Annotated in this window: 15 protein-coding genes and 3 rRNA genes; all 18 read right to left on the bottom strand. The window is 38.7% G+C overall.

Annotated features, from left to right (window positions below):
• Nucleotides 1–3 precede the first annotated feature (3 nt).
• The 18 genes from CAR_RS01080 to CAR_RS00995 all read right to left on the bottom strand — a co-directional run bounded on the left by CAR_RS01080 (nucleotide 4) and on the right by CAR_RS00995 (nucleotide 23,829).
• Nucleotides 4–1,464 carry a glycoside hydrolase family 1 protein gene (locus CAR_RS01080; RefSeq protein ID WP_013709899.1) on the bottom strand — a complete coding sequence of 487 codons (1,461 nt, stop codon included), beginning with the start codon at nucleotides 1,462–1,464 and terminating at the stop codon, nucleotides 4–6.
• A gap of 24 nt (nucleotides 1,465–1,488) precedes the next feature.
• Nucleotides 1,489–3,411, bottom strand: coding sequence for a beta-glucoside-specific PTS transporter subunit IIABC (locus CAR_RS01075; protein WP_041556055.1), 1,923 nt, complete (start codon nucleotides 3,409–3,411; stop codon nucleotides 1,489–1,491).
• Between the two features lie 144 nt (nucleotides 3,412–3,555).
• Complete coding sequence (gene licT, locus CAR_RS01070) at nucleotides 3,556–4,392, bottom strand: BglG family transcription antiterminator LicT (RefSeq protein WP_041556755.1); 837 nt, start codon at nucleotides 4,390–4,392, stop codon at nucleotides 3,556–3,558.
• Between the two features lie 275 nt (nucleotides 4,393–4,667).
• A 5S ribosomal RNA gene (rrf, locus tag CAR_RS01065) occupies nucleotides 4,668–4,783 on the bottom strand.
• Nucleotides 4,784–4,873: 90 nt separating this feature from the next.
• A 23S ribosomal RNA gene (locus tag CAR_RS01060) occupies nucleotides 4,874–7,794 on the bottom strand.
• A gap of 235 nt (nucleotides 7,795–8,029) precedes the next feature.
• Nucleotides 8,030–9,591 (bottom strand): 16S ribosomal RNA (locus CAR_RS01055).
• Together the 16S, 23S and 5S rRNA genes form the textbook arrangement of a ribosomal RNA operon.
• A 613-nt stretch (nucleotides 9,592–10,204) precedes the next feature.
• The gene (locus CAR_RS01050; protein WP_041556054.1) at nucleotides 10,205–11,386 is read right to left on the bottom strand and encodes an AI-2E family transporter; all 1,182 of its coding nucleotides are present in this window, start codon (nucleotides 11,384–11,386) and stop codon (nucleotides 10,205–10,207) included.
• A gap of 132 nt (nucleotides 11,387–11,518) precedes the next feature.
• Complete coding sequence (gene lysS / locus CAR_RS01045) at nucleotides 11,519–13,018, bottom strand: lysine--tRNA ligase (protein WP_013709895.1); 1,500 nt, start codon at nucleotides 13,016–13,018, stop codon at nucleotides 11,519–11,521.
• Nucleotides 13,019–13,322: 304 nt separating this feature from the next.
• Nucleotides 13,323–14,252: a cysteine synthase A gene (gene cysK, locus CAR_RS01040; protein WP_013709894.1), complete on the bottom strand. Its 930-nt coding sequence runs from the start codon at nucleotides 14,250–14,252 to the stop codon at nucleotides 13,323–13,325.
• 148 nt (nucleotides 14,253–14,400) lie between these two features.
• Nucleotides 14,401–15,282: an Hsp33 family molecular chaperone HslO gene (hslO, locus tag CAR_RS01035; protein ID WP_013709893.1), complete on the bottom strand. Its 882-nt coding sequence runs from the start codon at nucleotides 15,280–15,282 to the stop codon at nucleotides 14,401–14,403.
• Between the two features lie 95 nt (nucleotides 15,283–15,377).
• Nucleotides 15,378–17,543: an ATP-dependent zinc metalloprotease FtsH gene (gene ftsH, locus CAR_RS01030; protein WP_013709892.1), complete on the bottom strand. Its 2,166-nt coding sequence runs from the start codon at nucleotides 17,541–17,543 to the stop codon at nucleotides 15,378–15,380.
• Nucleotides 17,544–17,647: 104 nt separating this feature from the next.
• Nucleotides 17,648–18,190 carry a hypoxanthine phosphoribosyltransferase gene (gene hpt / locus CAR_RS01025; protein ID WP_013709891.1) on the bottom strand — a complete coding sequence of 181 codons (543 nt, stop codon included), beginning with the start codon at nucleotides 18,188–18,190 and terminating at the stop codon, nucleotides 17,648–17,650.
• 32 nt (nucleotides 18,191–18,222) lie between these two features.
• A complete protein-coding gene (tilS, locus tag CAR_RS01020) occupies nucleotides 18,223–19,626 on the bottom strand; it encodes a tRNA lysidine(34) synthetase TilS (RefSeq protein WP_013709890.1) in 1,404 nt (467 codons plus the stop codon).
• A gap of 113 nt (nucleotides 19,627–19,739) precedes the next feature.
• Nucleotides 19,740–20,231: a S1 domain-containing RNA-binding protein gene (locus CAR_RS01015; protein WP_013709889.1), complete on the bottom strand. Its 492-nt coding sequence runs from the start codon at nucleotides 20,229–20,231 to the stop codon at nucleotides 19,740–19,742.
• A gap of 125 nt (nucleotides 20,232–20,356) precedes the next feature.
• The gene (locus CAR_RS01010) at nucleotides 20,357–20,770 is read right to left on the bottom strand and encodes an FtsB family cell division protein (protein WP_013709888.1); all 414 of its coding nucleotides are present in this window, start codon (nucleotides 20,768–20,770) and stop codon (nucleotides 20,357–20,359) included.
• A gap of 140 nt (nucleotides 20,771–20,910) precedes the next feature.
• On the bottom strand, nucleotides 20,911–21,180 hold the full coding sequence (locus CAR_RS01005) for an RNA-binding S4 domain-containing protein (protein ID WP_013709887.1): 270 nt from the start codon (nucleotides 21,178–21,180) through the stop codon (nucleotides 20,911–20,913).
• Nucleotides 21,180–22,232 carry a MazG nucleotide pyrophosphohydrolase domain-containing protein gene (locus CAR_RS01000; RefSeq protein ID WP_013709886.1) on the bottom strand — a complete coding sequence of 351 codons (1,053 nt, stop codon included), beginning with the start codon at nucleotides 22,230–22,232 and terminating at the stop codon, nucleotides 21,180–21,182. Before CAR_RS01000 ends, CAR_RS01005 begins: the two co-directional genes overlap by 1 nt.
• Before the next feature lie 10 nt (nucleotides 22,233–22,242).
• On the bottom strand, nucleotides 22,243–23,829 hold the full coding sequence (locus CAR_RS00995) for a putative polysaccharide biosynthesis protein (protein WP_013709885.1): 1,587 nt from the start codon (nucleotides 23,827–23,829) through the stop codon (nucleotides 22,243–22,245).
• Nucleotides 23,830–23,834: the final 5 nt, after the last annotated feature.

Genomic DNA, 23,834 nt, shown 5'->3' with positions numbered 1-23,834 from the left:
CTCTCACTTGCTTAAATCAGTTCCATTCGTTTCGATAACTTTTTTATACCAAAAAAACGAATCTTTTCTTGAGCGGTTTAGCGTTCCGTTTCCTTCATCATCTTGATCAACATAGACGTAGCCATATCGCTTAGACATTTCAGAAGTAGATGCACTAACTAAATCAATCGCTCCCCAGCTGGTGTATCCCATTAAATCTACACCATCATTAACAGCTTCTCTCATTTGTTCAATGTGCTTTTGCAGATAATCGATACGATAGTGATCATGAATGCTGCCATCTTCTTCTACTTTGTCGTATGCTCCTAGTCCATTTTCTACGATGAATAGCGGCAACTGGTAACGATCATAAAAGTCATTCAAGGTCCATCTCAATCCAATTGGATCAATCTGCCAGCCCCAATCTGAAGTTTCCAAGTAGTCGTTTTTTACGCCCTCAATAAAATTACCGCCAACTTGCTCTTTCTTAGGATCTGAACTAGCAGAAATGGACATGTAGTAGCTAAACGAGATGAAATCGACAAGATAAGATTTTAAGATTTCATCATCTCCGCGCTCCTTGTGAATAGAAATATTATTTTCTTGGAAATAGCGATTCATAAAGGCGGGGTATTCCCCGCGAGCTTGAACATCTGTAAAGAATAAATTTTGTTGATTTTTTTCTTGTGCTTTGATGATATCGGTCGGATTGTTTGTTTCTGGATAAGTAGTCATACGTGCTAGCATACATCCAATTTTAAATTCGGGATTAATTTCATGTCCTATTTTTATAGCTAATGCACTGGCTACAAATTGATGGTGCCCAGCTTGATAAGACAACTCCACCGGATTTTCTGCATCATCTACTAGAACTCCACCACCAGTATAAGGACTTAATGTGATAATATTGATTTCGTTAAATGTTAACCAGTATTTCACTTTACTCTTATATCGTGTAAAAACGGTCTCCGCATAGTTAACAAAGAAATCGATGACTTGGCGATCTGCCCACCCATTGTATTTTAATGTTAAATTTAATGGTGTTTCATAGTGAGACAATGTCACTAATGGCTCTATACCATATTTCAAACATTCATCAAACACGTCATCATAGAAAGCCAATCCTTCTTCATTTGGTGTTGTATCATCTCCATTCGGGAAAATCCTAGCCCAATTAATGGATAAGCGGAAAACTTTAAATCCCATTTCAGCTAACAACGCAATATCCTCTTTGTAATGATGATAAAAATCAACTCCAAAACGTTTAGGAAAAACAGCTTGTGTTTCGTCAGCTAAAATCGCTTCGATTTCTTTACGTGACACGTCAAGTGAAAAATCTTCTCCACGTTCTTCTTTTGGAACAAACCTTACCATGTCAGCTGTAGAAAGTCCTTTTCCTCCTTCATTATATGCGCCCTCAAATTGGTTGGCTGCCGTTGCGCCTCCCCATAAAAATCCTTTTGGAAAACCATTACTATTTTTCATCTGATTACCTCATTTTCTTATTTTTTAAATTACTACAGTCATTAACTGCTCGTTAGAAGAAACTGTTGCTTTCTCTGTTGTGATGACATCTAAATAATTTTGTGAATTGGTAATAACAATTGGTGTAATAACGCTATAACCTGCATTTATAATTTTTTCAACATCAAATTCAATTAATAATTGACCTTTTATTACTTGATCTCCTTGTTTAACATGTGGAGTAAAACCTTCGCCATCCAATTGAACCGTATCCATACCAATATGAATCAATATTTCTGTACCTTCAGTTGATGTGATACCAATCGCATGAGATGTTGGAAAAAGCATTGTGACAATTCCATTGACTGGCGAAACTAACTTTCCTTCAGTAGGATCAATGGCGAGTCCTTTTCCCATAGCTCCTGAAGAGAAAGCTTCATCTTGAACATCAGAGAGTGGAACAACCGAACCTTTTAATGGACTTACAATACTATCTCTTCCAATATAAACTTCATTTCCAGATTCAATTACTCCATCATTAGTTGTTTCAGCTACAACTATATCATCTTCATATAATTTGCCAAAACCAGCAATATAAGTTAACAAAAACCCTAATACTAGTGACCCAAATAAAATAGCGATAACGCCCAGTACAGTTCCAGTATTTCCACCAGCTGGATTCAAGAAGTTAGTAATACCAAATACTCCTAGCCCACCTACAAGATAAAAGCTTCCTCCAATCAACCCAATTGCTGCTCCACCAATTCCACCAGCAATACAACTCATAATAAATGGTTTTTTTAGAGGCAAAGTGATTCCATAAATAGCTGGTTCAGTAACACCAAATAATCCTGAAATAGCTGCTGGAATACTTAATGATTTGACTTTTTTCTCTTTTGTTTTTATCAAAACTGCAATAATAGCACCGGTTTGTGCAAATGATGCAGCAAAAGACATAGCTAATATCGGATCAAATCCATATAAGGCCAAGTTGTTAAGTGCAATAGGAACAAGTCCCCAATGTAATCCGAAAATAACAAACACTTGCCAAAATCCACCTATCACTAAACCAGCAACAATTGGACTAATATTATAAATCGCTAAGGTACCTGCTCCTACCAAACTTCCAGCCCATGTTGCAATTGGTCCAATGATAATAAAAGTCAAAGGTACAACAACTAGAAGCGTAAAGAAAGGAACTAGGAAAGCTTTTACTACATCTGGAATAAATTTTTTCAAACCTTTTTCTACTTTTGAGGCAAGTAAAATCGATAAAATAATCGGAATAACCGAAGAAGAATAAGTCATCAGAATAACAGGTATTCCCAAAAACTCAATAAATACTGGTGACTCGATAAGTGTTCCAGCAAATAATGTATACAAAGGTTCGCCTATAGTTAGGCCAGTTAATGTTGGATAAACTAGTGATGCCCCAATAGCCATTGCTGTAAATTGGTTTACTTTTAATTTTTTACTAGCTGTAAGAGCTAAAAAAATAGGGAAGAAATAAAACAATGAATCTCCTATAGCATTTAATATTTGATAAGTCCCAGATTCGATTGATAGCAATCCTACAGCTACAAATAAAGCATTAAAACCTTTAATCATACCTGTAGCAGCCAGAGTTCCGAGAGTGGGTGCAAAAATACCTGAAATTAAGTCAACAAATTTATTGAAAACGTTCGTATCATTTGTATCTTCTTCGTTGTCATCTAAATTATTTAAATTTCCAACCGCCATAACATCTTGATACACATCTGGCACATGGTTTCCAATAACGACTTGGTATTGCCCACCGCTTTGGATTACAGTAACGATTCCATCCATTTTCTTTAGTACATCCGTATTTGCTTTATTCTCATCTTTTAATTTAAACCTTAATCTTGTTACACAGTGAGTAAGATTATTTATATTTTCAGTACCACCAATATTTTCAATTATTGATTTAGCTAATGCTTCGTATTTCATTCTAATTCCTTCTCCCATTTAATTTTTTTAAAAAGAAAAACCTAAATCAATAGCATAATGTATCATCATTCGATACATATTAGCTATCAATTTAGGTTTTGCCTGCTTATGCAGTAACAATCCATCATTGATTAGTTTATTTAATTATTTTTCACTCGTTACTCGTTGGATATGAATAGCTAGATAAACTTGTTCATCTTTCGATAATGATGTCTGATGTTTATTTTCAAGATAACTATTGATCTTATTTGTACATCCAAAAGCTTTTGGATACTTTATTTTAACTTGCTCGAATAAAAAATCATCATTAGAATTTTTGCTATCGTGTTCTAGCATTCTACGAGCAAAATATTGTAGGTGAGTAACAAAACGAGAATAGTTAAAAGAATCTTCATCAAAAGTGATTCCAAATTGCAAGCGTACAATTGTTAAAATATCTTGCACAACTTCAGTCATTTTAACTGTAATTCCTATTTCTTGTCCTTCTTGCTTAGCATTCACAATATGCAAAGCAATGGATGCGGCTTCGTCTTCATTCATTATCACACCGAGTTTAGTTTTAATCTTTTCTAAAGCTTTTAATCCAATCTCATATTCTTTTTTATAGAACTTTTTTATTTCCCAAGTTAAAGGATTTTTAATTTCGATTCCTTCACTCGTTCGACTTATCGCGTAGTTCAAATGATCCGTTAAAGTTAAATAAATATTATTGCTTAATTTAGTTTTTAAAATAGACTGCGCGTATTTGATTGTATCAGTGGCTATTTCTATAATTTCTGGATTGATTTCTTTAAACAAAGTAGAAAAAGTTTCAATACCTTCATTTCCTTCTGGCACAAAAGTTTTTTCTATTTTTTCGACTTCAATTGCATCGCCAACTTTACGTTGAAAAGCAATCCCTCTTCCCATTACTACCATTTCTTCATTAGTATCAGTCAAGGTGATTACAACATTATTATTCAATACTTTTTCAATTCTCATTTTATCGCTTTGCTCACCAACTTTCATCTTATAGAAAACAAAAAACCTAAACTCATTCCAAATGCTCTGTCTCCAATAAGATAGAACAATTCGAATCAATTTAGGTTTTGCCTGCCAATGCAGTAACAATCCTTCGTTACAAATAATATAACATGTTTGAATTGGTTGTGCAAGCGTTTTATAAATTGATTTGTCACTCTTTTTATTCTAAACAAAATGACTATTTAAAAAAGAGCAAAAAAAGACACCATCCGGAGATGATGTCTTTTTTGGTTGCGTGGCAACGTCCTACTCTCACAAAGGGAAACCCTTCACTACCATCGGCGCTAAGAAGCTTAACTTCTGTGTTCGGCATGGGAACAGGTGTGACCTTCTTGCCATCATCACCACACAATTTCAATCGAAAGTCCGTTGGACTCTCAAAACTGGATAAAGTTTAAAGTGTATTTCGTTTGCTTACCTTCGTACACCGGGTATTGCTTTGGTTAAGTCCTCGACCGATTAGTATTGGTCCGCTCCGTATATCGCTATACTTCCACTTCCAACCTATCTACCTGATCATCTCTCAGGGGTCTTACTCACTTACGTGATGGGAAATCTCATCTTGAGGGGGGCTTCACGCTTAGATGCTTTCAGCGTTTATCCCGTCCACACATAGCTACCCAGCAATGCCCTTGGCAGAACAACTGGTACACCAGAGGTGTGTCCATCCCGGTCCTCTCGTACTAAGGACAGCTCCTCTCAAATTTCCTACGCCCGCGACGGATAGGGACCGAACTGTCTCACGACGTTCTGAACCCAGCTCGCGTACCGCTTTAATGGGCGAACAGCCCAACCCTTGGGACCGACTACAGCCCCAGGATGCGATGAGCCGACATCGAGGTGCCAAACCTCCCCGTCGATGTGGACTCTTGGGGGAGATAAGCCTGTTATCCCCAGGGTAGCTTTTATCCGTTGAGCGATGGCCCTTCCATGCGGAACCACCGGATCACTAAGCCCGACTTTCGTCCCTGCTCGACTTGTAGGTCTCGCAGTCAAGCTCCCTTATGCCTTTACACTCTGCGAATGATTTCCAACCATTCTGAGGGAACCTTTGGGCGCCTCCGTTACTCTTTAGGAGGCGACCGCCCCAGTCAAACTGCCCGTCAGACACTGTCTCCCAGCCCGATAAGGGCTGTGGGTTAGAGTGGTCATACAGCAAGGGTAGTATCCCACCAACGCCTCCACCAAGACTGGCGTCCTGGCTTCAATGGCTCCTACCTATCCTGTACAAGCTGTACAAACACTCAATATCAAACTGCAGTAAAGCTCCATGGGGTCTTTCCGTCCTGTCGCGGGTAACCTGCATCTTCACAGGTACTATAATTTCACCGAGTCTCTCGTTGAGACAGTGCCCAGATCGTTACGCCTTTCGTGCGGGTCGGAACTTACCCGACAAGGAATTTCGCTACCTTAGGACCGTTATAGTTACGGCCGCCGTTTACTGGGGCTTCAATTCTGAGCTTCGCCCGAGAGCTAACCCATCCTCTTAACCTTCCAGCACCGGGCAGGCGTCAGCCCCTATACGTCATCTTACGATTTTGCAGAGACCTGTGTTTTTGATAAACAGTCGCCTGGGCCTATTCACTGCGGCTGACCAATTGGTCAGCACCCCTTCTCCCGAAGTTACGGGGTCATTTTGCCGAGTTCCTTAACGAGAGTTCTCTCGCACACCTTAGGATTCTCTCCTCGACTACCTGTGTCGGTTTGCGGTACGGGCAGTTTGTTTCTAACTAGAAGCTTTTCTTGACAGTGTGACATCGGGAACTTCGGTACTTAATTTCCCTCCCCATCACAACTTGTTCTTATAGAAGCAAGCATTTGACTCACTTCAAAACTTGTTGCTTGGACGCGCATATCCAACAGCGCGTATTCCTTAGCCTACTGTGTCCCTCCATTGTTCAAACAAAACAAACTGGTACAGGAATCTCAACCTGTTGTCCATCGTCTACGCCATTCGGCCTCGACTTAGGTCCCGACTAACCCTGGGAGGACGAGCCTTCCCCAGGAAACCTTAGTCATTCGGTGGACGGGATTCTCACCCGTCTTTCGCTACTCATACCGGCATTCTCACTTCTAAGCGCTCCACTAGTCCTCACGATCTAGCTTCAACGCCCTTAGAACGCTCTCCTACCATAGAACCAATGGTTCTATCCACAGCTTCGGTGTTATGTTTAGCCCCGGTAAATTTTCGGCGCAGGGTCACTCGACTAGTGAGCTATTACGCACTCTTTAAATGATGGCTGCTTCTGAGCCAACATCCTAGTTGTCTAAGCAACTCCACATCCTTTTCCACTTAACATAAACTTTGGGACCTTAGCTGGTGGTCTGGGCTGTTTCCCTTTCGACTACGGATCTTATCACTCGCAGTCTGACTCCCGGATATAAATCAATGGCATTCGGAGTTTATCTGAATTCGGTAACCCGAGAAGGGCCCCTAGTCCAAACAGTTGCTCTACCTCCATGATTCTAATTCCGAGGCTAGCCCTAAAGCTATTTCGGAGAGAACCAGCTATCTCCAAGTTCGATTGGAATTTCTCCGCTACCCACACCTCATCCCCGCATTTTTCAACATACGTGGGTTCGGTCCTCCAGTGCGTATTACCGCACCTTCAACCTGGACATGGGTAGATCACTTGGTTTCGGGTCTACGACCACATACTCATTCGCCCTATTCAGACTCGCTTTCGCTGCGGCTCCGTCTCATCAACTTAACCTCGCATGGGATCGTAACTCGCCGGTTCATTCTACAAAAGGCACGCTATCACCCATTAACGGGCTTTAACTATTTGTAGGCACACGGTTTCAGGGGCTATTTCACTCCTCTTCCGAGGTTCTTTTCACCTTTCCCTCACGGTACTGGTTCACTATCGGTCACTAGGGAGTATTTAGCCTTGGGAGATGGTCCTCCCGGATTCCGACGGAATTTCTCGTGTTCCGCCGTACTCAGGATACTGATCAGAGTGAAATGGGTTTCGATTACAGGGCTTTTACCTTCTTCGGCGGACCTTTCCAGGTCGCTTCTTCTACCAATCTCATTTATGACTCTATGTGTTCAGTCCTACAACCCCAGAAAGCAAGCTTTCTGGTTTGGGCTATTCCCGTTTCGCTCGCCGCTACTCAGGGAATCGATTTTTCTTTCTCTTCCTGCAGGTACTTAGATGTTTCAGTTCTCTGCGTCTACCTCTACTGACCTATGTATTCAGTCAGTAGTAACATCCTATCAAAGATGCTGGGTTCCCCCATTCGGAAATCTTTGGATCAAAGCTCACTTACAGCTCCCCAAAGCATATCGGCGTTAGTCCCGTCCTTCATCGGCTCCTAGTGCCAAGGCATTCACCGTGCGCCCTTATTAACTTAACCTATGGTTAACAGTTAATTTTTAAACCTCATCTTTCGATGAGAACCTTAAAAAAACTCATTTTTAAAACTTTTCGGTGTGTTTCTGGTTTGTTACTTGAATTACACTTTTTAACTTTATCCAGTTTTCAAAGAACAACGTCTTGCCGCAACCAAAGTTGCGTTTTTTGAGAAGATTAGACCTCTCAAAACTAAACAAAGTAAGTACGAATGTGTGGGTTTCCGTTATATTCCTTAGAAAGGAGGTGATCCAGCCGCACCTTCCGATACGGCTACCTTGTTACGACTTCACCCCAATTATCTGTCCCACCTTAGGCGGCTGGCTCCCAAAAGGGTTACCTCACCGACTTCGGGTGTTACAAACTCTCGTGGTGTGACGGGCGGTGTGTACAAGACCCGGGAACGTATTCACCGCGGCGTGCTGATCCGCGATTACTAGCGATTCCGGCTTCATGTAGGCGAGTTGCAGCCTACAATCCGAACTGAGAATGGCTTTAAGAGATTAGCTTGGCCTCGCGACCTTGCGACTCGTTGTACCATCCATTGTAGCACGTGTGTAGCCCAGGTCATAAGGGGCATGATGATTTGACGTCATCCCCACCTTCCTCCGGTTTATCACCGGCAGTCTCACTAGAGTGCCCAACTGAATGCTGGCAACTAATAATAGGGGTTGCGCTCGTTGCGGGACTTAACCCAACATCTCACGACACGAGCTGACGACAACCATGCACCACCTGTCACTTTGTCCCCGAAGGGAAAGCCCTATCTCTAGGGTGATCAAAGGATGTCAAGACCTGGTAAGGTTCTTCGCGTTGCTTCGAATTAAACCACATGCTCCACCGCTTGTGCGGGTCCCCGTCAATTCCTTTGAGTTTCAACCTTGCGGTCGTACTCCCCAGGCGGAGTGCTTAATGCGTTAGCTGCAGCACTGAAGGGCGGAAACCCTCCAACACTTAGCACTCATCGTTTACGGCGTGGACTACCAGGGTATCTAATCCTGTTTGCTCCCCACGCTTTCGAGCCTCAGCGTCAGTTACAGACCAGAGAGTCGCCTTCGCCACTGGTGTTCCTCCACATATCTACGCATTTCACCGCTACACGTGGAATTCCACTCTCCTCTTCTGCACTCAAGTTCTCCAGTTTCCAATGACCTTCCCCGGTTGAGCCGGGGGCTTTCACATCAGACTTAAAGAACCGCCTGCGCTCGCTTTACGCCCAATAAATCCGGACAACGCTTGCCACCTACGTATTACCGCGGCTGCTGGCACGTAGTTAGCCGTGGCTTTCTGGTTAGATACCGTCAGGGGATGAGCAGTTACTCTCATCCTTGTTCTTCTCTAACAACAGAGTTTTACGATCCGAAAACCTTCTTCACTCACGCGGCATTGCTCCGTCAGACTTTCGTCCATTGCGGAAGATTCCCTACTGCTGCCTCCCGTAGGAGTCTGGGCCGTGTCTCAGTCCCAGTGTGGCCGATCACCCTCTCAGGTCGGCTACGTATCATCGCCTTGGTGAGCCATTACCTCACCAACTAGCTAATACGCCGCGGGTCCATCCATAAGCGGTAGCCGAAGCCACCTTTTTTCCATTCGCCAGGAGGCGATTAGAAGTATGCGGTATTAGCATCCGTTTCCGAATGTTATCCCCCACTTATGGGCAGGTTACCCACGTGTTACTCACCCGTCCGCCACTCTTTGACTTCGGTGGGTGCAAGCACCCGGTGAAATCAAAGCGTTCGACTTGCATGTATTAGGCATGCCGCCAGCGTTCGTCCTGAGCCAGGATCAAACTCTCATATAAAATGATGCTTGAAGCTCATATTGATTGCTAGCGAATAATTATTCACTAATTTTGTTACTGTTGACTTAGCACTGCTAAGTCACCCTCACATTTGGTTCGTCTTACTTTGTTTAGTTTTCAAAGGTCTAAAGTGTGTTGTTTCGTTTGTGACAACTCATTAATAATATCATCTAGCGAATCATCTGTCAACAACTTTTTAAATTTTCTTTTTCGCTGTGTCGGTTTGTTTCAACCTGTCTCAGCGACATGTATTAATATAACAGGGATTCAGAGTATCGTCAACATCTTTCGTCTAAAATTTAAAAAGAATTTTTAGAAGCGAACTTTTAAAATTACCACATTTGTTAGAAAGCGTTATTTTCATTCAAATAACGAATGAATATACTACATTTTTTAATAACGTTCAATTTGAATGAATTTTCATTTTTTTACATATTTATCCTTTTTATTCAAAACGCACTTGCCTTATTATAAAAAATACTCTGAAACACTTGTATAGCTATTAAATTAAGAAAGGATCTTTCAACCATATTACGTAATATGGTTGAAAGATCCTTTCTTACATATAAATTGAGTACTTTTAATCTCATTAGCTCTCTTAAAGTCTCTGTGTTTATTTTTTTTCTTGATATTTATCTGGAGTAAACTCTGTATTTTCGTAATTTCCTGCTTCATCGCCATAATATTTATTGTAGCGTTGTTTAAATTTCCGGAATACAAATGTTACCAATACTCTTGAAATAGCATAAATCGGTACTCCTAAAATCAAGCCAACAAAACCAAGCAGATCTCCTAAAACAAGTAAGACAATAATTATCGTTAATGGATGGACATTTAAATTCTTACCCATAATGTTTGGCTCAATTAAGTTTCCGTCTACGAACTGCACGACTACCCAAACAATGATCAATTTAAGAACCATAAACCATGAAATAGTAAATGCTACGATTACAGCTGGTATCATCGCTAGTGCTGCTCCTATATATGGAACAATACTTGTAAAGGTCGCTACTATTGCCAATATCCCTGAGTACTCTAAACCAATAACTGTAAAACCAATAAACATCATAATCCCTAAGGAAAGCGAGATCAACAATTGTCCTTTAATATAAGATCCTACTTGCTCGTTGATTGTTGCAAAAATATTCTTTGTATCTTTTCTAAATTTTGGCGGAATAATTTTAAGCACGTAATTAAAAAACTTTTCATCATCTTTCAATAAGAAAAAGACAATTATCGGAAATGTCACGATTACTACTACTACATTTGAAACCGTAGAAAAAACACTTGTTAATCCACTTACTGCTGTATCAAAATAACTTACAACGACACTTGGTATATTGCTTACCCACCCATTCAGCCATTCTATAAATTCACTTACCGCACTTTCTAATGGCGTATTCGCTACCCAACTTAGGATAGTTATTCCCATTGAATCTACATAGGAAGGAAAATTATTAACCAAGCTTGTTATTTGTTCTTGTATTGGAGGAAATGCTAATGCCACCAACCCAGCTAAAATACCAATGATAGCAATAAATAAAATGAGTACTCCCCAAATTCGCTTTATTTTATGCCTTTCCATCCAGTCAACAATAGGATTTAGTAGATAATAAAAAATGAACGCTAAGATCAATGGAGCTACTAAAGTTGAAAAGATAACTTTTAACGGTTCAAAAACAAAAGAAATAGCGCTATATATATAAATGATTATTCCTAACATGAAAAGAATCAGTAGGGTGAAAAGAATATTAGTGCCACCCAGGTAATTCATAAATTTTGTTTTCTCTTTCATAAGATACCTCCTTGTTTGAGTTGCTGTATTACACATTTATGTAACGTAATCTGTTATCCCTTTATTTTAAACTACTTTATATCTAAAGTAAAAAAATCAACCTCTTTAAAGAGATTGATTTACTTTTTCATTTTATTGATTACGCATTGTTGGAAACAGCAGTACATCTCGAATAGATTGAGCATCAGTTAATAGCATCACTAAACGGTCGATACCAATTCCTAATCCACCCGTTGGAGGCATACCATACTCTAAAGATTCAATAAAATCTTCATCGATCATATGAGCTTCGTCATTTCCTAGTGCACGTTCTTTCATTTGTGATTCAAAACGTTCTCTTTGATCTATCGGATCATTTAATTCACTAAAGGCATTTCCATATTCATGTCCTACAATAAATGCTTCAAAACGATCTGTAAAGCGAGGATCTTCTGTGTTTTTCTTAGCTAATGGTGAAATTTCTAAAGGATGTCCGTAGATAAATGTTGGTTGAATCAGTTTATCTTCTACAAATTTTTCGAAAAATTCATTTACTACATGGCCAAATTGGCTATGTTCAGTTACAGGAACATCATGTTCTTTAGCTAATGCACGGGCTTCTTCATTTGTCATGTGTTGCCAAAAATCTACCCCTGAATGTTCTTTTATGGCATCAACCATATGTTGTCTCTTCCAAGAAGACTCTAAATCAATCGCTTGTCCATTGTACGTGATTTGCCCTGTACCTAATACACGTTGTGCTACGGTACGGATCAATCCCTCAACTAAGTCCATTACATCTTCAAAATCAGTATAAGCAGTATAAGCTTCCAACATAGTAAATTCTGGGTTATGAGTTGTATCTACTCCTTCATTACGGAATACTCGACCAATTTCATAAACCTTTTCCATTCCACCAACGATTAATCGTTTCAAATGCAATTCAAGAGCTATACGCAAGTAAAGTTCCATATCTAAAGCATTGTGGTGTGTAATGAATGGACGTGCAGCAGCTCCACCGGCTAAATTGTGAAGCGTTGGAGTTTCTACTTCTAAGTAATCTTGTTCATTCAAATAGTTACGAACTTCGCGAATGATTTGGCTGCGTTTTGTAAAACGGTCAAAACTTTCACGATTGCTGATCAAGTCCAAGTAACGTTGACGATAACGTTGCTCGACATTTGTCAATCCATGATATTTATCTGGCAAAGGACGTAACGCTTTTGATAATTGAGTGATAGAAGTTGGCTTGATAGTCACTTCACCCGTATCAGTTTTCATAATTGTTCCAGTAACACCAATAAAGTCCCCTAAATCTGCATTCTTAAAAGTCTCATAGTCTTCTTCACCAACAGTATCTTTACGAACATAGATTTGAATTTGTCCTTTACGATCTTGTAAGTGAGCAAACCCAACTTTACCTTTACCGCGTTTAGTCATAATACGGCCTGCAACAGTTGCTGTTTCTTCTTTTCCAGCTATTTCTTCTTTAGTAAATTCATCATACGCTTCATGTAGTTCATTAGATAGATGCGTTCTTTCGAAACGTCCGCCAAAAGGATCCACATTACGCTCACGTAAGGTATCAAGCTTTTCACGGCGAACAATCAATTGATCATTTAATTCTTCATGGTTTAATTCTTCGTGGCTCATTATTTCCGCTCCATTTCTGTTATAAATTCGTTCGTACTTAAATCATCACTCTTAATAATGCCAACATAACGAAAAAAAAGCAAGGAAATTACAAATGTTCTCATGTATTTCCCAACTTTTTTATTTCACTTTCTTATTTAGCAACTAAACTTAAGTGGTTTTCAGTTCATATTCTTCTAATCTTATGATTTAGATTTCCTATAAGAATTTCATAAGTTGTATATTAACATATTTCATAAACTAGTTAAAGAAGAAACAAAAAAAGGTTGAGACTTTAGCGACTCAACCTTTTACTTGTTTCTTATTAGTCTACGTATGGAAAAACAGCCGTTGACAGGTAACGTTCCCCATTGTCTGGTGCCACAGTAACGACTTTTTTACCTCGACCTAATTTTATTGCCACATCAATCGCCCCTTTAATAGCAGCACCTGAAGAAATACCGACTAACAAACCTTCTTCAGCAGCTAAACGACGTGTCATTTCAAATGCTTCATCACTTGAAACTTGTAAAACTTCGTCATAGATAACCGTATCTAATACGCTAGGCACAAATCCTGTACCGATACCTTGTATTTTATGTGGTCCTTTAGGTCCTCCGCTTAGAACAGGCGATTCTGTCGGCTCTAAAGCATAGATTTTAACAGCAGGATCCGCTTTTTTTAATACTTGGCCAACACCTGTTAATGTTCCCCCAGTACCAACTGCTGAAACAAATGCGTCTGGCGCAACTCCACCAAATGCTTCTAGAATTTCTGGACCAGTAGTAGCAGCATGCACTGCAGGATTAGCAATATTTTCAAATTGCATAGGCATAAAATAACCTTTTGATTCTGCAAGCTCTTTTGCTTTGTTAATTGATCCTGTTATTCCATCCGCTCCTGGCGTTAGTATGAGTTCTGCACCATAAGCTTTCAATAACTTTCTACGTTCTATACTCATTGTATCCGGCATAACAAAAATAGCTTTGTAGCCTTTTGCAGCTGCAATCATCGCTAAACCAACTCCAGTATTTCCACTTGTTGGTTCTATAATTGTAGTGCCCGGTTTTAATTTGCCTTCTTGTTCCGCTACTTCGATCATGTTTAATGCGATACGATCTTTCACACTCCCACCAACGTTAAATGATTCGAGTTTTACGTAAACCTCCGCTGCATCTGCAGGAACGACTTTTGTTAAACGAATAATAGGCGTTTCTCCAATTAAATCCGTTACAGAATGAACTACTTTTACCATATGATGTTACCTCCTAAAATTAAGTTCTTTATCTTTTTAGTTTAAAGTTTATCGCTTACAATATCAAGCACAATGGTTTATTTGTCAAATGTGCATAAAAAAAAGCCTCAGACAGTAGATAGTTCCCTACCGTCTGAGGCCCATTGCATTAACTTCTTGAACTTTCTTTTAATTCTTCTAATTCTTCAACAGTATATTGATAATGTTTGCCACAGAAGTGACAACTAGCTTCTGCACCTTGATCTTCGGTGATCATATCATCAATCTCTTTTCCACCTAGAGCAATGATTGCTCTAGCAAAACGATCTTTTGAACAGTCACACTTAAAGGCTACAGGAGATTTTTCTAAAATCTTAGCATTGCCTTCGCCTACCAAACGTTCCAGAATCTCTTCAGGTTTTTCTCCACTATCCATTAATTGAGATACCATAGGAATAGATGCAATACTTTCTTCTAGTTTAACAATGGTTTCCTCAGTTGCACCTGGCATAACTTGAATCATGAATCCGCCAGCTGTTTTTATCGATTCATCCGTATCTACAAGAACACTTAATCCAAATGCTGAAGGTGTTTGTTCAGAATTCGCCATATAATAAGTGAAATCTTCTCCTAATTCTCCACTAACAAGAGGAACTTGACCTGCAAAAGTATCTTTCATTCCGAGATCCTTCGTTACAGTCAAAGTACCTTGAGTACCCACTGCTCCACGGACATCAATTTTCCCAGCATCATTCAATTCCAAACTTACTTTCGGATTAGCAATGTATCCTTTTACTTCACCTTTTCCGTTACTATCTACTATGATGTGTCCAGCTGGACCATCACCTTCAACTTTAACCGTGATTTTTTCATTTCCTTTTAAAGTAGCACCCAACAATAATGCTCCGATCATTGTACGACCTAAAGCCGCTGATGATGCGCTCCATGTATCATGTCTTTGTTGTGCTTCTCTTACTGTTTCGGTTGCATCGATTGTATACACACGTACTTGTCCATCAAAACATATACTTTTTAATAAATAATCCGACATTCTTTTATCCCCTTTTGTATTTTAGTAAGTGAAAATCCAGTACAAAAGAGGGACGCAACAAGGTCGCATCCCTCTTTTAATTTTCGTTTGTTACATTAAGAACGTTTTGAAGAATCATCTTCTGATTTGTCTTCTGAATCTTTATCAAAATCAAGATCATCATCTGTGCCTAGTTCTTTTTTAACTTCTTCAACAATGTCTTTGTCATCATCTTGAACAGAACGTCTAGCTTCTTCTTCCTCTTCTTCCTCTTTTTTCAAACGAGCGGCTTCTTTAGCTTCACGAGCTTTTTTAACTTCTTCAAAAGAAGCACCTTCTGATTCGTGTGGAAACTCTTCTTTCGAACCCTTAGCAGCTGGAGGCATTTCGCCAGTTTCAAACAAACTCTTAATTGTACGTTCATCTAATGTTTCAATCTCAAGAAGTTTTTCAGCAATTAATTTGTGCTCTGCTTTATATTGTTCCAAGATTCTACGAGCTTCAGTATGAGCTTCAACAATAATACGACGAACTTCTTGATCAATTTCATAAGCAATTTGTTCAGAATAAGCTTTAGTTTGACCATAATCGCGTCCTACAAATACTTGATGATTTCCTTCGTATTGAACAGGACCTAATTTTTCACTCATACCATATTCGGTAACCATACTACGAGCTAACTGAGTCGCTTGTTGGAAGTCATTGCTTGCTCCAGATGATTGAGAATTGAATACCATCTCTTCAGCTACACGCCCACCTAACAAACCAACGATTTGTTCAAACATTTCTTTTTTAGTCATTAAGAAACGATCTTCTTTAGGAAGCATGATTGCGTATCCGCCAGCTTTCCCACGAGGAACAATCGTAACTTTATGAACGATACGAGCATCGTTTAGAACCATTCCGACAATTGTATGTCCAGATTCATGATAAGCAACCATTGCACGTTCTGTTTTACTAATGACACGATCTTTTTTAGCTGGACCAGCAATAACGCGGTCTTGAGCTTCATCTAAATCAAGTGCATCAATTTCTTTTTTGTTCCGACGAGCTGCTACTAGAGCAGCTTCATTTAATACGTTTTCTAAATCTGCTCCAGAGAACCCTGGAGTTTGTCTTGCTACAACTGCTAAGTCAACATCAGAGGCTAAAGGTTTATTTTTAGAATGCACTTTTAAGATGGCTTCACGGCCCTTAACATCAGGGTGTCCTACTAAAATCTGACGGTCAAAACGACCTGGACGTAACAAAGCCGGATCTAAGACGTCGGAACGGTTTGTAGCAGCAATGACGATAACTCCTTCATTTCCTGAAAAACCATCCATTTCAACTAGTAATTGATTTAATGTTTGCTCACGTTCGTCATGTCCGCCACCCATTCCGGCTCCACGTTGACGACCAACTGCATCGATTTCATCAATAAAGATAATTGCTGGCGCTGTTTTTTTAGCATTTTCGAACAAGTCACGTACACGACTGGCCCCTACCCCAACAAACATTTCAACGAATTCCGAACCTGAAATTGAGAAGAATGGCACTCCTGCTTCACCGGCTACAGCTTTCGCAAGTAACGTTTTACCCGTTCCTGGAGGTCCTTCTAACAAGACACCTGCTGGGATACGAGCTCCTAAAGCGGCAAAACGTCTAGGATCTTTCAAGAATTCAACCACTTCAACAAGTTCTTCTTTCTCTTCGTCTGCTCCTGCTACATCAGAGAATCGAACTTTACTGGCTTTGCTGTCTGCTTCTTTAGCTTTTGATTTACCGAAGTTCATCACGCCTCGTCCGCCTTGACCGCCTCCACCTTGACCACTTTGTCCCATCATCATGTAGATGAAGAAAACAAAAATAACTAAAGGTAATACCGAAATCAGTAATGTAACCCATATACCGGTTGTTTCTTCTTGTTGCGGTGTGTATTCAATATTATTTTCATCTGCTAATGCTGTAATCTCTTGTACAGAGGTATCATTTTGCAAAATAGCTGTCGTAAATGTTGTATTTGCTGTTTCTGTTGTTCCAAAAATATCAACACCTTGACTAGAACTTTCCTCTGCAGGTTGTTCTTCTCGGTACTCACCAGTAACTTGGTACACTCCAGCGTTAGGCTGAATCGTAAATGATTTTATTTTATTCTCTTCTAATTGCGTAACGAATTCGCTAGCTGAAAGGGTTGTACTATTCTCTCCTGAGTTTCCACCGGTTGCCCAAGTTACAATTCCTATTATGACTAAGAAAACGATCGCGTAGAAGAACCCATTTTTAAAGAGTCCTTTTTTCATTGTGCCCTCCTTCTACAAACAAACTTTTTAAGTTCAATTCTGTATTTTATTGTAAATGATTCTTAATTATATTAATTGTAACATATTTGACCAACATTGACCATTTATTTCTCTTCGTAAATTTCAGGTTTTAAAACTCCAATATACGGTAAGTTCCGATATCTTTCAGCATAATCCAATCCATAACCGACCACAAACTCATTTGGTACTAAGAACCCAACATAATCCGCCTTAATATCTACAACGCGGCCTTCTGGTTTATCTAATAATGTGACGATTTTTACTGACCGAGCTTTACGATATTTAAACATATCTATCAGATAGTTTAGTGTACGTCCGCTATCAATAATGTCTTCTACTAACAATAGATCGCGACCTTCAACAGTTGTATTTAAGTCTTTCACGATTTTCACTTCACCTGATGAAACTGTTCCGTTTCCGTAACTTGAAACATCCATAAAATCCATTTCTAAATAAATATCCATTTCTTTTACAAGATCAGATAGAAAAGGCATAGCTCCCTTTAGGATGCCGACTACTAATGGGTTCTTATCTTGGTAGTCTCCTGTCAATTGCTTACCTAGTTCTCTTGTCTTTTCAGCTAATTCATCCTGCGAAAAAAGCACGCTTTCAATATCATTTTTCATTGTTTAAGTTCTCCTTTTCATCACATCTACTCTTATTTACTTTCATAAATGAGTATGTAATGTATTTTATCAGTTTCTGGCTCAATAGACAATCTTGATTCCTTATATTCTACTAACCAAATGATTTCTTCTTTGTTATCTGTTACTAAAATGGCTTCTTCTCGTTTATTTCGGGGGATTTTTTGATCAATAAACAGATCCTTAATTTTTTTGCTCCCGGTCTCTAATCCTTTTAATGTTATGCGGTCTCCTGGTTTTCGATTCCTAACCTGTAAGGGCAATTGAATACTTTCAGGATTTAACCAAATAACTTTTTTTGTTTGGTCTGTAAATACGGATTCTTTCGTAGCTTCAAATAGTCCTATTCTTGCCCCATTGGGTAGAGGTAACCATTTCCCTAAATTTAATGAATAAATACTCTGTAATTTTTTGGCAGTAACTTCTTGTTCATTTTCCTTAAAAAAGTAAAACTTATGATACGTTTTTTGACCAATCCAATTTCCAGGTAAATTCAATTGACTATTCGGCTTATCTTTTTCGATTAAATCAATTATCTGCACTTGATGCTTTCTGCCAACTTTACTAACTTCTTTATGAAATATTTTATTAAATAAAATTTGCATCACTTGACGTTTCATTGCAGGCTCAAAGGTTAAAAATAAGGGGACATCAAGTTCCCAACAAAAGGGTCCTTTTTGAAAGCAGACATTTGCTGCTTGTTTTTCAATTTCTTGTTTAGCTACTGTGATCACATCTTGCAAATCAGATGAAAAATCCGCAAAATGAGTCAATACTTGTGTGTTTTCTTTTTTTAACAATGGAATGATTTGGTGTCTGTAACGATTTCTTGTATACTCCAAACTGTTATTTGACTCATCTTCATAAAAAGATAATGAACGTTCTTGACTATACTGGTAGAGTGTTTCTTTACTATAATCTAACAACGGTCGAGTCAGTTGTTTTCCGTAAAAGGTTCGGTGCTTTTTTATTCCTGCAATGCTTTCTAGTTGACCACCACGAACCAACCTCATTAAAATAGTTTCCATTTGATCATCTCCATGATGTCCAGTAAGCAGATGTGTGGCTTGCTGTTCTTTCAATACCTCATGAAAAAAAGCATATCTAAACTCTCTAGCTGCTGCCTCTACTCCTTCAACCTGATGTTCCTCCACAGGCCATCTTTTAAAAAAAAATGGAATTCTATTGCTCGCACAGTACTGAGAAAGAAATTTTTCTTCTTCCATAGAAGCCTGTCTTAATTGGTGGTTTACATGGACCACTCCAAACCAAGGTCTGATGGCATTTGGTAATCGCTGAATCAAATCTACTAACACCATAGAATCCACGCCACCAGATACAGCTAGCAGCAAACGATCCGTTGACTTCCAATAGAGATCGTTTTGACAATGCTCTAAAAAATCAAAATGTATATTCATTTTAACTGCTCCTTTACGTTCAATCTGGTCATTCTCGTTATTACTAGATAGACTCAACTCCCTTGAGTACAACATAAAAAAGGATAAGTTTCCTTATCCTTCAGCATTATTTTTTAGTTACGACGCCCGCCGCGTCCGCCGCGTTTGCCTTCTGTATTACGTTTAAGAGAAGTTAAGCGATCATCACTGTCTTTTAAGAATGAACTCATTAATGAATCAAAATCTTCTTTCTTCGGACCCGCATTTCTTGATCCTCGGTCTGTTTTTTGGTAACCAGTACTACTGCGACTCGGGCTACTGCTTTCGCGGCGACCTTGGTAACTGCTACTGCTAGTTCTTTCGCGAGATGGAGCAACTGTTTCAACCGGTTTATCTACAGCACGTCTAATAGAAAGGCCAATTTTACCGTCATCTCCAATGGACATTACTTTAACAGTAACTTGTTCTCCTACTTTTAACACTTCTTTGATATCCTTAATAAAGCTATCTGAAACTTCACTAATGTGAACTAACCCTGTTTTTCTATCACCTAAATCGATGAACGCACCAAAATTCGTAATCCCTGAAACAGTACCTGTAACTTTTTCTCCAACTTCAATCGACATATAAAATTGCTTCCTCCTTAAAACTTGTACGGTTATTATACCATGTTATCTTGCGACATAAAACGATTATTTAATTTATTAAACTTAAACCCACTCTATTAAACTATTCCAGTTTAATAATTTAATTATTCTTCAGCATTCGGTGTTTTTTCAATTTCATTAGCTGCATTATCTTCTGGCAAACTAAAAATAATTTCATTCTCTTCAGATAAATAATACTGACTACGCGCTACTTTGGCAACATAATCTTCATCTTCTAACTTTTTAATTTGATTATTTAAATTTTCTTGTTCTTTTTCAACTAGCTTTAATTCGTTTTGAGCTTCTTTTTTTTCGTGCTCCATTTGAGAGATTGTTTGAGTATTTGTCCATATATTGATGGCAAATCCTGAAACAAAGAAACAGCTAACAGCAAGAATACCCGCGATTCTTCTGCGCATGTGACGTTTGTGTTTGCGCTCTCGAAGAGCTTGAAGTGTCTTGTTATGTGTATACTCATTAGTTAATTTAGCCACATTTGTTTGATTTTCTTTCTTCATAATAACGATTCACCTTCTATTCTCACTTTATGAAATGATTATAGCAAGAAAGCAGTTACTTTGTCTATCTATCAGCTAGAATACAAGAATTTTTTTTCGCTATACCGCCTAGAAGGGAAACCAATCATTTTTTTGTAAATTTAGTTAGTCGGTTCTTCTCTATACGTTTCGCTAACAATGCTAAACATTTCTTTTGATTCATCCTTTTTAGTTGTCTCAACGATTTTATCAATTTTAACGACTAATGTTTTATTTCCAAATGCGATCGTTAATTCATCGCCTACTTTTACATCTGAAGAAGATTTAGCCGGTATACCATTAATTTGAATACGGCCTTTATCTGCTACTTCTTTTGCAATAGTACGGCGTTTAATAATTCGAGATACTTTCAAAAATTTGTCTAGTCTCATTACATGTTCCTCTTTTCTTCTGCTTTTATTTTTTGCCAAATTGCGTCGACTTCTTCTAGCGTTTCTGCTTTAACGCCATCAAAAACATGTGGGTGACGGCGGCGAAGTTTCTTATTTAAGGTTTCAACCACTTCTTCAAATGAAAAGTACCCTGACTGCTCGCCAAAATTTGTATGGTAGAGCACTTGCATCAAGACGTCACCTAACTCTTCCACCATATTATCAATATCCTCATTTTCAACTGCTGCTTTAAATTCCAGTACTTCTTCTTCCATATAAGCAACTAAAGTCTCATGGTTTTGTTCTTTTATCCATGCATCGCCGTTTTCGCCTGTAATAGCATCCATATAGTACTGGACGGTCTGAAATGATTTTGTTCGATCATCTACTGCTAACGGAGGAACGTATAACGATGTTAAATTATGAACACCTTCCATGCGATCCAGTTCAAACAAAGGCAACCATTCTATTTTTTCATTCTTGCCCCCTGCTTCATGAACTAAAGCCACTACATGTTCATCAGGGTATTTCTCCATTAAGGTTAATTTTACTTCACTTGCAATATATTCATTGAAAACTTGCATAACAATGATATGCTGACTAACTTCCAATTGGTCTTGATCCAAACTTAATGCATCAACCAATTGAAACCCTTCCACTGGATCAATTTTTACTGCTTGAAAAAGATCATCTAAGAAACTTTTTCCGCCTTTGATCTCAATTGAAATACCTGCTTCATTTTCCAGTAACAATTGAACAGACTTTTCAGCTACCATTGGATGTCCTGGAACAGCATAAATAATATCCTCTTTTTGAGCTGCTGTTAACAATTCTTTAACAATGGTCTTATAGACATCCTCAAATTGATCATTTCCTTCATAAATGGCATCAAATGATTGAAAAACCAGCCCTTCTTGCTCTAAATCTTTCACTACTGGATGTAATTTAGTCCGTAAATACAACGGCTTTTCTTTCTTCAACAATTGATACACCCCAAAAGGAAGCTGTTCAATATCTCCCGGGCCAAGTCCAACCACTTTAATTTTCCCCATTCAGTTCTGCCTACTTTCTTAAAATTTTTTTACCAAACGGAAGAGACAACCATTCACGAATCGTTAACACTTTACATTTTATCATTAGCCATAAAAAGACTCCAATACCTGTGACGGCACCTAGTACCGTGTAACCAAAAGCTGCTAACCGATACTCTCCTATTAAGGCACTATTTCCAAACCATTTCATCTCGAACCACACTATAATAGCCATTACACCACAACTGAACAGCAATTTCCATCCAAAACTTTTTTCCGTTAAACTTTCTTTTATCTCTTTAGGTAAATCCCACCACATAATGATTAAGATAACTAATAAACCGATTATAGTTGCTCCACTTGAGCCAAGTGTTCCAAATTGCTCAACAAGCCACTCATTCAACACTATTTTTATGCCTAATCCAATCAGCAAGCCGATTAAGGCTACTCGATGTTTATTTTGACTTTGAAAAATAGCATTGTATGCTCCAATTAATGATGTTAAAAAAATGGATACACTGTATACGCTCAACACCAAACTTCCATCTGTATCGCCAAATAACACCAAATTTAAATATGGCATCAATATAACGATACCTGTAGTAGCAGCCATAGCAAAGGTTGTCGTTATCCGCATTAAAGATTTTGCTGTGCGAATAAAAGTTTTTCTATTGTGTTGGGCAAATGATTGACTCAATAAAGGAATCAAACTTGCAGAAAAAGCGGTAGCGACTACCATCCCTAATTGGACGAGCGGTTGACCCCGGTCGTAGATTCCTTTTAAGTTCTTTGCTTCAAAAGAACTCAAACCATTTTCTACTAATCCATTATAAAGAGTAAAAGAATCGATTAACTGCATAAGAATGAGTAATGCACTCAGTAAACACATCGTGACACCTTCTGTAGCAAATCGTTTTGCAATATTCGCGTAATTAACTGTTTCAGTAATTGAACCTACTTCTGTATTTCGCTCTGACTTAAAAGATTGTTGTTTAAATAATGCTGCACCTAAAATAATGCAAGCGACTAGACCTGCTACCCAAGAACTACTCATAGCAATGGTCCCCATTTGGTACTCATCCCATTGACTGCGCGTATACACATATGCAGCGACCAAGATCACAGCCACCCGTACAAATTGTTCTCCCACTTGAGAGACAGCTGTTGGTAGCATACGAAAGGTTCCTTGGAAATAACCCCGACTGACCGCTAAAAATGGAATTAGTAAGAATAACCACGAAACCGTTTGAATAATCGGTTCTAAATTAGCATCGCCCATCCAATTCGCAATCAGCTCCGCCGAAAAATAAATACCTATAAAGAAGAGTCCGGAAAGAATGCTTAATAAAACAAACGATTTTTTCAAGAGATTTTTCCGTTCATCCACCGTAGACGTTTCAGCGACTAACTTGGATAAGAATATAGGAAATCCACTTAAAGCTACAGTCATTGCAATACCATATATCGGATAGATTTGTTGATAAACATAAAACCCTGAATTCCCAACCATATTTTGAAAAGGAACACGGTAAACAGCACTTAATATTTTTGCAATAAAGGCAGCTACCGATAGAATGATTGCCCCATTCATCATTTTTTTCATTTGTTGATTTCCCAATTTTC

Origin of the sequence: Carnobacterium sp. 17-4 (assembly GCF_000195575.1) — a bacterium.
GTDB lineage: Bacteria > Bacillota > Bacilli > Lactobacillales > Carnobacteriaceae > Carnobacterium_B.
The sequence above is the reverse complement of the archived record's forward strand: the minus strand, read 5'-3'. Positions and strand labels throughout refer to the sequence as shown.

Coding starts and splice junctions, on each gene's coding strand:
- CAR_RS01000 (WP_013709886.1), bottom strand. CDS start 22,232: ATGGGGAAAATTAAAGTGGTTGGACTTGGCCCGGGAGATATTGAACAG.
- CAR_RS01005 (WP_013709887.1), bottom strand. CDS start 21,180: ATGAGACTAGACAAATTTTTGAAAGTATCTCGAATTATTAAACGCCGT.
- cysK (WP_013709894.1), bottom strand. CDS start 14,252: ATGGTAAAAGTAGTTCATTCTGTAACGGATTTAATTGGAGAAACGCCT.
- hpt (WP_013709891.1), bottom strand. CDS start 18,190: ATGAAAAATGATATTGAAAGCGTGCTTTTTTCGCAGGATGAATTAGCT.
- licT (WP_041556755.1), bottom strand. CDS start 4,392: ATGAGAATTGAAAAAGTATTGAATAATAATGTTGTAATCACCTTGACT.
- CAR_RS01010 (WP_013709888.1), bottom strand. CDS start 20,770: ATGAAGAAAGAAAATCAAACAAATGTGGCTAAATTAACTAATGAGTAT.
- hslO (WP_013709893.1), bottom strand. CDS start 15,282: ATGTCGGATTATTTATTAAAAAGTATATGTTTTGATGGACAAGTACGT.
- tilS (WP_013709890.1), bottom strand. CDS start 19,626: ATGAATATACATTTTGATTTTTTAGAGCATTGTCAAAACGATCTCTAT.
- CAR_RS01050 (WP_041556054.1), bottom strand. CDS start 11,386: ATGAAAGAGAAAACAAAATTTATGAATTACCTGGGTGGCACTAATATT.
- ftsH (WP_013709892.1), bottom strand. CDS start 17,543: ATGAAAAAAGGACTCTTTAAAAATGGGTTCTTCTACGCGATCGTTTTC.
- CAR_RS01075 (WP_041556055.1), bottom strand. CDS start 3,411: ATGAAATACGAAGCATTAGCTAAATCAATAATTGAAAATATTGGTGGT.
- lysS (WP_013709895.1), bottom strand. CDS start 13,018: ATGAGCCACGAAGAATTAAACCATGAAGAATTAAATGATCAATTGATT.
- CAR_RS01080 (WP_013709899.1), bottom strand. CDS start 1,464: ATGAAAAATAGTAATGGTTTTCCAAAAGGATTTTTATGGGGAGGCGCA.
- CAR_RS01015 (WP_013709889.1), bottom strand. CDS start 20,231: ATGTCGATTGAAGTTGGAGAAAAAGTTACAGGTACTGTTTCAGGGATT.